Annotated in this window: 13 protein-coding genes; 6 read left to right on the top strand and 7 right to left on the bottom strand. The window is 44.2% G+C overall.

The window, feature by feature from the left end; all coding sequences use genetic code 11:
* Positions 1-2 precede the first annotated feature (2 nt).
* From ACM0OZ_RS01370 to ACM0OZ_RS01360, 3 genes are all read right to left on the bottom strand, one after another.
* Complete coding sequence (locus tag ACM0OZ_RS01370) at positions 3-1,283, bottom strand: DUF3086 domain-containing protein (protein WP_414581011.1); 1,281 nt, start codon at positions 1,281-1,283, stop codon at positions 3-5.
* Between the two features lie 160 nt (positions 1,284-1,443).
* Positions 1,444-1,830 (bottom strand): DUF3119 family protein, encoded by a 387-nt coding sequence (locus ACM0OZ_RS01365; protein WP_414581009.1) that lies wholly within the window; start codon positions 1,828-1,830, stop codon positions 1,444-1,446.
* A 132-nt stretch (positions 1,831-1,962) separates the two neighbouring features.
* Complete coding sequence (locus tag ACM0OZ_RS01360) at positions 1,963-2,760, bottom strand: MlaE family lipid ABC transporter permease subunit (protein WP_414581007.1); 798 nt, start codon at positions 2,758-2,760, stop codon at positions 1,963-1,965.
* A gap of 429 nt (positions 2,761-3,189) precedes the next feature.
* Between ACM0OZ_RS01360 and ACM0OZ_RS01355 the strand changes: the two genes are divergently transcribed.
* The 3 genes from ACM0OZ_RS01355 to aroH all read left to right on the top strand — a co-directional run bounded on the left by ACM0OZ_RS01355 (position 3,190) and on the right by aroH (position 5,187).
* The gene (locus tag ACM0OZ_RS01355) at positions 3,190-3,477 is read left to right on the top strand and encodes a hypothetical protein (RefSeq protein WP_414581052.1); all 288 of its coding nucleotides are present in this window, start codon (positions 3,190-3,192) and stop codon (positions 3,475-3,477) included.
* Between the two features lie 410 nt (positions 3,478-3,887).
* Positions 3,888-4,709: a signal peptide peptidase SppA gene (gene sppA / locus ACM0OZ_RS01350; RefSeq protein ID WP_414581005.1), complete on the top strand. Its 822-nt coding sequence runs from the start codon at positions 3,888-3,890 to the stop codon at positions 4,707-4,709.
* A gap of 106 nt (positions 4,710-4,815) precedes the next feature.
* Positions 4,816-5,187 carry a chorismate mutase gene (gene aroH / locus ACM0OZ_RS01345; protein ID WP_414581003.1) on the top strand — a complete coding sequence of 124 codons (372 nt, stop codon included), beginning with the start codon at positions 4,816-4,818 and terminating at the stop codon, positions 5,185-5,187.
* On the opposite strand, the gene ACM0OZ_RS01340 is transcribed toward aroH, so the two are convergent.
* From ACM0OZ_RS01340 to ACM0OZ_RS01330, 3 genes are all read right to left on the bottom strand, one after another.
* On the bottom strand, positions 5,179-5,346 hold the full coding sequence (locus ACM0OZ_RS01340; RefSeq protein ID WP_414581001.1) for a hypothetical protein: 168 nt from the start codon (positions 5,344-5,346) through the stop codon (positions 5,179-5,181). The genes aroH and ACM0OZ_RS01340 overlap by 9 nt on opposite strands.
* A gap of 86 nt (positions 5,347-5,432) precedes the next feature.
* Positions 5,433-6,299 (bottom strand): hypothetical protein, encoded by an 867-nt coding sequence (locus ACM0OZ_RS01335; protein ID WP_414581000.1) that lies wholly within the window; start codon positions 6,297-6,299, stop codon positions 5,433-5,435.
* Positions 6,300-6,666: 367 nt separating this feature from the next.
* Complete coding sequence (locus tag ACM0OZ_RS01330) at positions 6,667-6,909, bottom strand: hypothetical protein (protein WP_414580998.1); 243 nt, start codon at positions 6,907-6,909, stop codon at positions 6,667-6,669.
* Positions 6,910-6,973: 64 nt separating this feature from the next.
* Between ACM0OZ_RS01330 and ACM0OZ_RS01325 the strand changes: the two genes are divergently transcribed.
* Positions 6,974-7,165, top strand: a complete 192-nt coding sequence (locus ACM0OZ_RS01325) for a hypothetical protein (protein ID WP_414580997.1) — start codon at positions 6,974-6,976, stop codon at positions 7,163-7,165.
* A gap of 292 nt (positions 7,166-7,457) precedes the next feature.
* Entirely contained in the window at positions 7,458-8,693 is a 1,236-nt protein-coding gene (locus ACM0OZ_RS01320) for a protein kinase domain-containing protein (RefSeq protein WP_414580996.1), read from the top strand.
* Positions 8,694-8,784: 91 nt separating this feature from the next.
* Here ACM0OZ_RS01320 and crtR read toward each other — a convergent pair whose 3' ends face one another.
* Positions 8,785-9,702, bottom strand: coding sequence for a beta-carotene hydroxylase (crtR, locus tag ACM0OZ_RS01315; RefSeq protein ID WP_414580994.1), 918 nt, complete (start codon positions 9,700-9,702; stop codon positions 8,785-8,787).
* 389 nt (positions 9,703-10,091) lie between these two features.
* On the opposite strand from crtR, the gene pyk reads away from it, so the two are divergent.
* Entirely contained in the window at positions 10,092-11,861 is a 1,770-nt protein-coding gene (pyk, locus tag ACM0OZ_RS01310; protein ID WP_414580992.1) for a pyruvate kinase, read from the top strand.
* The last annotated feature ends 5 nt before the right edge of the window (positions 11,862-11,866 follow it).

Genomic DNA, 11,866 nt, shown 5'->3' with positions numbered 1-11,866 from the left:
ACTTAGTAGTCATCATCATAACTTCTCATCATTTTCGGGTCAGGAGCAAAAGCTAACCATAAGGGAAATTGCAACAGTCCCAAACTAATTTGCTCTTCAGAATCGTCAATCAAAATCAGAGGGAGTTGATTGGCTTTTACCAGTCGGTCTGCTTTTTGTGCCAAAGCTTCAGGTGTTTCAAATAATACTACACCTCTGTCTGGTCCAAAGTCTGGACGACCTATTCCCAAGCAGTCCTGCAAGCCACGCCGCCATTCACCTAAACGTTCTGGCGTATTCGCTAACACCAAACTCCGGAGGCGATCGCCATACAACTTGTGTAATATCGAAATCACTGCTGAGGCAATGAGAATATTCTGCAACCTACTGCCTGTCGTCCGTAAAGCACCTCGTCCTCCTTGGCTAAAAAACCAGTTGGAGACTCGTTCTGCATGCACTGGTTCAAAGGTGCGGCGCAGTTGCCACGGTGGACCGTAATAATCTGGTTTCGTGCGATACTGGTCGATGAGACGACGAACTTGTTTTGTCGTATCCTGGAACTGCTGTTGAGCAAATTGTGGTGTTCCTAGCTGCTCTTCGGCTGGCTTAACCTGTTTGATCTCTAGCTTTTCTGGTTCCGGTTTCTGTTTTGGTACCAGTTGCAACTGTTCTGCTGCGGCTGCCAAATCTTGTAAACTGCCCGTGAGATAATCCTTAAAACCCTGTACCCGAATCGCTAAGTCTTGAGAAGTCCCTGCAAAAGTGGTTCGCATTTCGTTGCGAATCCGTTCTTGACGGCGTTCTAGCTGTTCTACAGAAATTTGCAGCGCCGCTTTGCGTTGTTCAAGCCCTGAGAGCGTTTCTTGCACCAGTTGTGCCAACGCCATTTGAGTGTCACCCAATTGCGCCTGAACAGTTTTGTAGGATAGTTGCAGGTTAGCTATTTCTTCTTTTAGCGCTTGTTTTTGGCTTTGTAACTGCGCGACTCGTTGCGCGGCTTCTTCTTGGCGATTATATATTGATTCTACTTCTGACCCCTGCGCGGTAGTTTCCTCTTGTAAGAGCGTCACCACTTCAGCAGTTGACTGCTGTGTTAATTCATTTGTAAGACTTTGTTCTTCTGGATTTAAATTGGACACAGCAGAAGTTGGTTGGACATTTTGTCTATCAACTGTGGAGTTTGGCGCTGCTCTTTCCACCACTGACTCAACAGATGAATTTTCTGGTTGCTCAACTTTTGGTTGTTCTTTTTGCATCAACGACTCATCAGTTGTTTGTGGTGTTTGAGATTCCTCGGGGTTCATAAACAATAGTGTAATTCCTATGACACGAATAAATAGCTTTCAGCAATCTATATTAAGTCTGAATTAAGTCTGAGATAGCCTTAAGTGATGAGTGAGCACAACTGAAGTCATGTCCAGTCATCACTTTATAGGGTACACAGTACTGAGTCATGGTGAAGCATTAAATACGCGGACAGCGTTCTTCTAAGCAAGTTTTGAGAGTGTTAGGGTTAAATAAAATCGGCAAAAAGTGAATACTTTTAACTTCTTTAAAATAAAACAGAATGGGAATCGAATTCCAGAATATGCGCCAATTTTGCCATTCCTGGTAGGGAAAGCGCCGAATTAATTTTTCACCTCTGTAAATATCCAAGTCGGTGGGAGTAAATAACAGACGCAGTGTAACCGCTTGAAACATGAGAAACAAGCCAAACAGGGCGATCGCGCCTGCTACCCAAGGTTGCACCACAAGCATTGGAATTGCGGCAATCACTAATACCAAAGGTATGTTGTAACTAGGCTTGAGTTCGACGGTGGTTGATGCCTTGGACGTATATGAAGTCGTCAAAACGAGAAACTCCTGCTTGGTTAGTAAACATTATTTCTATTTTAGGAGTTACGGGTATAGACTAGGGACTAGGAGCCAGCAACTATCAATCAAACCGTTATCCCCAATCCCTAATCCCTAATCGCTATTGGTCTAGAACCCTGGCATAAATCCACCACCAGTTCCTTGGAACATCAGCCAAGAAAGAAAAAAGTTGCTCACAAAGATAATCAACAAGGCAGTGACAACAGCTGTTGTGGTAGACTGTCCCACTCCTTTTGCTCCTCCTTTTGTCGTCAAACCCCAGCTGCACCCAATTACAGCTATTAAAATTCCAAAGCAACACGCCTTAATCATGGCGCTGACAATATCCCAACCGCCGAGAAAGTTACGGGCTGAGTCTATAAACGATGTCTCGGAGAGATTGTATATGTTTGTTGCAATAATTAATCCCCCTAACATACCTGTTACCAGAGACAAAAGCGTTAAGATTGGTAACATTAAGCCGCAAGCAAGTACGCGCGGGATAACCAAATAATCAATTGGATCAGTTTTTAACATCAAAAGGGCGTCAATTTGTTCGGTGACTTGCATCGTACCGATTTCCGCTGCAAATGCCGAACCAACTCGCCCCGCCAAAATCACTGCTGTCAAAACGGGGGAAAGTTCGCGTGTCAAGGCGATCGCCAGCACTCCACCGACGACGTTTCCCGCGCCAAAGTTAATAAATTCCCGCGCCACCTGAATGGTAAATACTGCCCCAACGAAAACAGCCGTTAACAAGGCAATAAACAAGGAGTCCGGTCCAACTGCTGCCATTTGCTCTAAGGTATTACGCCGATGGATTTTTCCCTTAAGTAGGTGAATCATGACTTGTCCACCCAAGAAAATAGCTGCCAGCAATCGCTGACTCCATGCTCCTAAACTAGATTTGGATATCGTCTCACTCAATGTTGACAAGCTAACTCTATAACTGCCGTCATCATAGCGAATTACGAAGCGGTAGTTTAAGTCATGAGTCAGGAGTTATTTTGAGCGTGATAGCATTTCTAGGGTCTTGGCGTCGCTGTCGGTTACACTTTTGGAATTAAGATTAACTTTGTTTAAAGGCAATCTCAGAAACTAAAGCTTTTGTGAACAGGGCTGCCGTTGAAACAATAGCTGCAACTACATCTGTAAACATTGATTTTTCAAGGCTTACGTCCTGTTAATCCCTTTTTGGATTTCGCAACATATCTTGGAAAGATTGTGTATATATTTTAATGAAAACTTAAGATTTTTGAAATAACGCCTGAGACAGAGCGATCGCCTTTATTGTAGAAAGTGACGACTAGGCAGGCAACTATGGTCTGCCTAATAAACTTACGGAGCCTACTCTACATGACCGTTATGACGAACTTTCTCCGCTCGCTTGTATTATCGATTATTTTCAGTTTCGTCGCTCCCATGTTTTTATTCGGCATTACGTTGCTCGTCCTATCGCTTGTCGGCTATATTCCTGGTTTACAAGGCGTCACTGAGGTAATCACAACTCTGATTATGGAGTTTCTTGCCATATTTGGCAGTGGCACTCCTGTTGGCGGACTATTTGTTATCTCTTTAACTTGCAGTTTTGTCGGGGCGCTATTTGACACTTACGCTTATTATCGGTATCAAATTTTACGATAAATCTCGAATTTTGGCTCTGATAGGCATTCGGGTCAATATATTCGCAACTTACATTGTCAAGACTAAAAACGCTGCTAGTGCTACTCGCTCAAGAATTAGCATTGGCTAATCGCTATTTCTATTGAACGTTTATATATTGATTGTAGAATTTATAGTCCTTGAGTTACGTTGCTAGTACTCAAATTCAAGGATAAAAAACTTTATGGTCTTGTAGTGAACCTTAAAAGACTTACTGAGGTTTTTCTCTACTTGAATTATCATAGCAAATAAAGATACACATAAATTATAAAAATTTTATTAAAATTGTAATGATCACAAAACTAGCTCGTTTTTCTTAACATAGGGAAAGCAAGTGCTTTGAGCACGTAACGTTTTATGATTAAGTTTATTAGGAAGTTTGTTGACTGCTCATGGTTTGGCCTTTTAAGCCTAGATATCGTAAACAAATTGCTCGTATTGAAATTACAGGTGCGATTGCCAGTGGGACTCGCAAGCATGTATTAGAAGCGCTGAAAACTGTAGAAGAAAGAAAATTTCCAGCGTTACTGCTGAGGATTGATAGTCCTGGCGGGACAGTAGGAGATTCCCAAGAAATCTACAGCGCCTTGAAGCGGTTGCGTGAGAAAGTAAAAATTGTTGCTAGTTTTGGCAACATTTCTGCTTCTGGTGGAGTTTATATCGGCATGGGAGCGCAACATATCATGGCTAATCCTGGTACGATTACAGGTAGCATTGGTGTGATTTTGCGTGGTAACAACTTGGAACGCTTGTTGCAAAAAATCGGTGTTTCCTTCAAGGTCATCAAGTCTGGTCCTTATAAAGACATTTTGGCGTTTGACCGAGAACTAACGGAACCAGAACAAAACATTTTGCAAGAATTAATTGACACAAGTTACCAGCAGTTTGTCCAGACAGTAGCTGATGCGCGTTCCTTGGGGGTTGAAACTGTGAGAAGTTTCGCTGATGGTCGAATTTTTACTGGACAGCAAGCCGTAGAGTTAGGTATTGTAGATCGTCTGGGAACAGAGGAAGATGCCCGCCGTTGGGCAGCCGAACTGGTTGGTCTTGATCCCGAAAAAACTCCCGTCTACACCCTAGAAGAACGCAAACCTCTGTTAAATCGCATCTTGCCAGGAAGTCGTCAAGTTTCTTCAGGGCTTGGGACTGGTCTCAACTGGGTTGAATTTGAAGTGTCTACCAATGGTTTGCCTTTATGGATGTATAGACCATAAATGGTTATCACTCATGAGTCAAAGGACAAATGACTCATGAGTGATAACTGGTAATTAATGACTAATGACTCATAACTAAATGGAGGATTGTTTTGTGGAGTGGCGAATGTGGGCTATTCGCGGAGCAACAACCGTTCCAGAAAATACGGTTGAAGCAATGCGAGAAGCTGTGATGGAACTACTAGATGAACTGGAAAAACGGAATCAATTGCATCCAACAGATATTGTTAGTATGACTTTCTCAGTCACACGCGATTTAAATGCTACTTTTCCTGCTGCAATTGCACGTTCACGCCGTCATTGGGACAATGTACCCATGTTGGATGTACAGGAAATGCACGTTGATGGCAGCTTAGAGCGCTGCATCCGGTTTTTAGGTCACGCCTATCTGCCTGCCTCCGCCCAAATTTTCCATACGTATTTGCGTCACGCCGAAAAGTTACGTCCTGACTGGAATATCCGCCAGCCTTTATCCTAAGATGACACGTTCTAGTATTTCTCTTGACACTCCCACGGCTAAAAGCCGATGGGATTCTTTTGGAAGACAGAGTTGCTGTTTACCCCTACTCACCCGTAGGCTTTTGGCATCCAAGACGGTACCAATTGCTCCTACTCTCTCCGGTACAAGACCCGCCACTTGAACCCTCCCCCGCGCGCGAAAACGGGGCGGTACGGCCACATCCTCATCTGACTTTTTGCTCGATTCAGCTATCTGGTCAGGGATTAGTAGCTCGTTGGAGACCCGCTAGTCGGGAGAATCAGACTGCCTGAAGAGCGGACTTGCTTACGGGAATTGCGGGTTAAATAACGTTGATACGCCTCCAACAAGACTGGTTCCAGCCTCAGATACTCGGTTTGAGCATCTTGCAATATCAACTTATCCTGATTGACTGATCTACTCAAAAAGGCGCTAAACAAGTCCCGGGGATGTTCTGGAATCCCCGTGACATCCCGATGAACCCGCTCAGAAAGTGTTTTTTTGATGCGGCTACCGTCCAAATGAGTGAGAATAGGTGCCGTTTTTTGAGTAGAGAACTTTGTGAACGAACCGCCAGCATTCTCAGCTTTACGTTTCAATTCTGATTGAACAAATCCTGGGGATTTGGCTCTTATAGCTTTACCGTACCTTTTTTGCCACCCCTTAACTGATACATTCTCAGTTTTGATGTTCTTGCCATGTCTCAAGATTTCGTTGACAACGCAACGATTTTGAGACTTGGAATAAGCAGCTTTCCTGCGTTCTAGCTCACGTTTCTTCTGTGCAGCCTTACGGTAGTTGGCAGACTTGTTCCATTGACGTTTACCTTTCTTGTTCTTGCCTTTTTTGACAACAGTTCTACGCCCTTTGCGCGTCTCGAAATCTTCCTCAAAATTATCCGGATTGTTGACACGCTGTGACCGCTGCATCTGTCGTTGTAGCTTGGTTATTTCCTTGCTGAAAGTAGGAACTTTGTCCGCAAAGGGCAATAAACCAGCGTGGCTGTCCGCCACAAATGCAATGTTACTAACGTTAAGGTCGAGACCAACAACACCGTTAGAAACGTAGTTCTTAGCTTCGGAGTAGGGCGTACCTTTCAGAACAAGCTGCACGAACCATCTACGCTTTCCTCCGAAGGTACGCCGAATGAGACCGCAGTACTTGACAGGACAGGAGAGACCATGCTGAACGACAACATTTTCGGTATCAATGATTGCTGGAAGTTCTAGCCCACTCCAGACAACACAATTGTCCTTCCATCTAATGCCTTGTTTGTTGGTCTTCCCTTCGATAGAGCGGAATCGAGATTCAACCTTGAACCGAACATCCTTCGCTTTACCAAAAAGAACACGCTCAACAGCTTGAAAAGCACTCTTTTGCTAGTTTTTGTTGAACAGCCGCGTCTATCTTTTGAGCAATCCACTTTGAGTCTTTGGCTGCTCTGTTGGCATAGGACTGGAGGTCGTAATCGTTAAATCGCTAAGCTTCACGAGCCAACTTAAAAGCATCACTTCGCTCTTTCTTTCGGTCACGAGATACCTTTTTAGCTGCTTGGTATGCCTCGGATTTGCGTACTAGTTCCATCCGCGCCTTAGCTTCTCCAAGAACGTTGTTGTACAGTCGCATAGCTGCATTGAATCTTGCTTGCAGTTCTGAGTCCTGTTGGCTGTCTACCTTTAATGGTAGTTCCAGAACAAACGATGGCTTTGTACTCCGTGGCATGGCTTGTAACCACCTCCTTAACTTTGTGTTATACTCTATTTAGAATAGCGTACCAGTTCTAAATATGTCAACAGGAAAAGGGATAAAAAGAACAAGAAATCAACCAGCACTTCACTCTGAGCTTAAAGAATCCCACAGAATACACCTTACCCCTACAGCATGGAGTAAATTGCAAAAAATGGCAGCAGTTAAAGCAACAAGCGTAAGTGAACTTATTGAGGGTTGGGCAAGAAAAAACAATATTGACGATGAATAAATTCATCGTGCCGGTGAACCCAGCCCTGTAGGCGGGTTTCCCAACAAGCGGGGACTGGTGAACCCGAAGGGCATTCCACCCCGACATAAATGACTCATGACGTCAATTCATTTAATTTCTTGACCTCATGCTTCGGCGCTATCTGCCTCCCGCGTTATTTTAGGTATGCTCGTTCCACACGTCCCGCAAGCTTTTATGAAATCATTTTGTATGATAAAAGCTATATATTAATTTTATAGATAGATTCTATTTAAGTAAATTTACTTAATAGAACCGTTAGGTATATCGTAACATGTTAACCAAGTTACAAGGAGAGCGTTACCAGGTTGTTCAAGTTTTAAGTCAAGGTATATTTTGTCAAACCTACTTGGTTGAAGACACTCACTTGCCTGAGCGTCCCATCTGCGTCGTAAAACATTTTTTACCGAGCAGCCAATGTCCTATTTCAGTGGAAATACGCAGACGGCTGTTTACCCGAGAAGTAGAAGCCCTGAAAAAACTGGACAACTATGACCTGGTTCCTCATCTTTTAACTCATTTTGAAGACAACCTTGAGTTCTACTTGGTGCAAGAGTTTATTGAAGGGCATCCCCTCAATGTGGAACTGTCGGCGGGTCATCGCTGGTCTGAAAGCAAAGTTTTTCAACTATTGCAAGAGATATTGGACATCCTGGATTTTATTCACAGCTACGGGCTGATCCACAGAGATGTCAAGCCTAGTAATATTATTAGACGAAAGCAGGACAATCGGTTAGTCCTAATTGATTTTGGTGCTGTCAAGCCAATCTGGAATCAATTGCTTAAAAGTCAAGGAAAAAATTCCAACTTCATTCCCCTTGAATACACCACAATTGCTATCGGTACACCAGGCTATATGCCTCATGAGCAAGAGCGAGGCAAACCACGCCCCAATAGTGATATCTATGCTTTAGGAATGATTGGCATCCAAGCTCTAACGGGAGTACATCCAACACAATTACCAGAAGACCGCAACACAGGTGAGATTATTTGGGAACACTTAGCTGAAGTTAATACTGGGCTAGCTTCAGTACTCAACAAAATGGTCCACTACCACTTTAAAGACCGATACAATTCGGCAAAAGAAGCACTGGAGGCACTCCTACCACTCACTCATCTCTACACGCCAACACAAGACTCAGCCCCTACTTTACCATTAATCAACGTTACATTTGAGCCTCAAAGCCCTTTACCTGAGCAGAACATTAACCAAATGTTTGGGGGCAAGCTGTCAGCACGACTCAACAACCACCAAACAAGTGATGATGCGGAGTTTGAGACGCTTTTGCCACCAACTTCTCTCTACAAGTCAACACAGGAGGAGACTCCTACTCCACCACTAGAAAACGATCAGGCTATTTCTCCTCACAAACTCGCTTTACTCATTGGTTTGATATTAGGCGTGGGTTCTGGTCTCATTCTCATGGTTGTGACCTACTGGTCTGTGCAGATTATTACTCATCCTGAGATCCAAAACTCCACACCTCAATCACCAGGAGTCTCCCGTTAACGTTTGGTAAGTATAATAGCTTACTCTTCGTTGAGCGTTGCCTTCGTTTGCTTAGTGATTGCTCATTATCAGGCTGTGAATAGAAATAAGCCTATCTTCCCTCCCCTTGCTCATTTTCAGGTGATTTGTGGTGATCAAACCGAATTCCTAAAAAAATGTCATAAACAAACTCCCAAAAGTCTTTTTTTTGCAGTAGACCTGAAGTTTGATAACAGCCTTTTTCATCTAAAAGGGGCTTCATGAAATAATATGTGGGCTGGTAATTATACCACGGAATAGAAGGCCACAAATGATGAATTAAATGATAATTTTGCCCCATGATCAGGAAATTCAAAATTGAGTTAGGGTAGACACGAGCATTTTTCCAGCGATCGCGCTCTTGGTGAGGACGATGGGGTAAATAATCAAAAAATAAACCAAGTGCTAACCCGACAACGGCAGAAGGGATAAACCAAAAATTGAGAACGTAGCCCAAAAAGTGGTAGTGAATTGAGATACAAAAAATTCCAACCACAAACAAGCGACTCACAAACCATTCCAGTAGCTCATATTTACGCCATAGTCGCCGCTGAAAGAAAAACACCTCGTGGTATAAAAAGCGGACTGGAAGCAACCACAAAGGACCACCTGTGGAAACATAATGATCTGGGTCGTTTTCTGGGTCGTTGACATGAGCATGATGCTGCAAATGCACGCGTGTAAACACTGGGAAGACAAAAGTCAGCATCAGGGCACTGCCATGTCCTAACATGGCGTTAATAATTCGGTTACGATGTGCCGATTGGTGGCAGGCGTCGTGAATTACAGTTCCTGCAATATGCAGCGCCAAGGTATTAGCACTAAAGCATAACCAGTGTGGCCATTGCCAAACCCAGTAACCAAAGTTAGACAAAACAAATGTTCCCGCAGCTGCCAAGAACATAAGCAGCGTCGGATTAAAATCACCCGGAGGCGCTAAAAATTCCTTTGGCGGGACTGTCAGTGGCTTTTGTGCCTCCGACATCAGCATTATGAACTCCTTGTTGCTTTACTTAAGATGTAGTATCTAGATAATGCCACTTTTCTATAAGGAAAGTGAAGTTTTGCGGTACATAATGACGAATAATAAATTTGTGTGTAGCAAGATTTATCTACTTCTTTACAGATTAGCAGCCCAATAACGGTATGATTTCAACAGACTCTAAGCTTTTGCTTCCTTAGTGAAATCTAAAAAGAGGACAATAGGAACAAGGGGAATCAGCAGAGCAAAGAGCAATTTTCTACCCTGTCTCCCCCGCCTCCCCTTCACTCCCTACGCCTGCCATCTACCAGCTTTAATGATTGATTCAGCAGCAACAGACATACATGTCTCTCCTAAATTAGGATGATTCCCTGAGTAGCTCCCTAGATTCCGCTTTTATGCAACTAAAAGATTCTATCCGCCGAACAAAAATTGTCGCCACAATTGGTCCTGCTACCAGCAGCCCAGAAACGCTAAAAGCTCTGATTGAAGCTGGTGCAACAACACTGCGGCTAAACTTCTCTCACGGGACTCATGCTGATCATCAGCGTAATATTCGCCTCATTCGGCAAACTGCCTTTGAACTGAATAAACCAGTAGGCATCCTCCAAGACTTGCAAGGACCAAAAATTCGCTTGGGGAAATTTGAAAACGGATCTATAGTCCTGGCAAAAGGCGATCGCTTCACCTTAACCAATCGTCCAGTTGTCGGCACACAAGAAATCAGCTGCGTCACGTACGATTATTTGGCAGAGGAAGTCCCTGTAGGGGCAAGAATCCTGCTAGATGATGGGCGCGTGGAAATGCTGGTAGAGGAAATTAACCGCGAAAAAGGGGATTTGCACTGTCGCCTCACTGTCGGTGGAACGCTTTCAAACAACAAAGGCGTTAACTTTCCCGGAGTTTACCTGTCGATTAAAGCAATGACCGACAAAGACCGTGAGGATTTGATGTTCGGTCTGGATCAGGGTGTGGACTGGGTAGCACTTTCCTTTGTCCGCAACCCCCAAGACATGATAGAAATTAAAGAACTCATTTCCACGACAGGCAAACAAGTGCCAGTGATTGCCAAAATTGAAAAGCACGAAGCCATTGAACAAATGGAAGCTGTTCTGGCTTTGTGTGATGGCGTCATGGTGGCAAGAGGTGACTTAGGTGTAGAACTCCCAGCAGAGGATGTCCCGGTACTACAAAAGCGGTTGATTGCGACTGCCAATCGCATGGGGATTCCAATCATCACCGCCACCCAAATGTTAGACAGCATGGTTAGTAACCCCCGTCCGACTCGCGCCGAAGTGTCAGATGTGGCAAATGCGATTTTAGATGGTACGGATGCAGTCATGCTGTCGAATGAAACTGCTGTAGGCAAATTTCCAGTGGAAGCTGTCGCGACGATGGCGCGAATTGCCGAACGCATAGAACAAGAGGTAGCGCTGCACAGAAACCCAAATCAAGCCAGAGACACCAAACGTTCGATTCCTAATGCCATCAGCCAAGCTGTCGGTCAAATTGCAGAACAGTTGGGAGCAGCAGCAATTATGACTTTGACGCAAACAGGCGCAACAGCACGAAATGTCTCCAAGTTTCGTCCCCAAACACCCATTTTGGCAGTGACACCTCACGTGAATGTAGCGCGACAGTTACAACTTGTATGGGGCGTCAAACCGTTGTTGATGTTAGAATTACCTTCCACTGGTCAGACATTCCAAGCAGCTATCAATGTAGCTCAAGAAAGAGAACTCTTATCTCAGGGGGATTTGGTAGTCATGACAGCTGGGACTCTCCAGGGAGTTTCCGGGTCAACAGATTTGATTAAAGTTGAAGTTGTAACAGCGGTACTAGGTCAAGGAATTGGACTGGGACAAGGTTCTGTGAGTGGTCGCGCAAGGGTGGCACAGACTGGCATGGATGTTAGTAACTTTAGTTACGGAGATATTTTGGTTGCCTCGGGTACAAGTGCTGATTTTGTTGAAGCAATTCGCAAAGCTGCCGGAATTATTACCGAAGAAGAAAGTCTTACCAGCCATGCAGCTGTGATTGGCTTGCGTCTCGGTGTGCCAGTTATCGTTGGAGTGAAAAAGGCGACACAAGTGATTCGGGATGGAGCGATTTTGACTATGGATGTGCAACGCGGCTTAATTTACTCTGGAGCAGTGGGAACGCCGTAAGAAGT

The sequence above is a fragment of the Scytonema sp. PCC 10023 genome (assembly GCF_963920835.1).
In the GTDB taxonomy this organism is placed as follows: Bacteria; Cyanobacteriota; Cyanobacteriia; order Cyanobacteriales; family Nostocaceae; genus Kalymmatonema.
The sequence above is the reverse complement of the archived record's forward strand: the minus strand, read 5'-3'. Positions and strand labels throughout refer to the sequence as shown.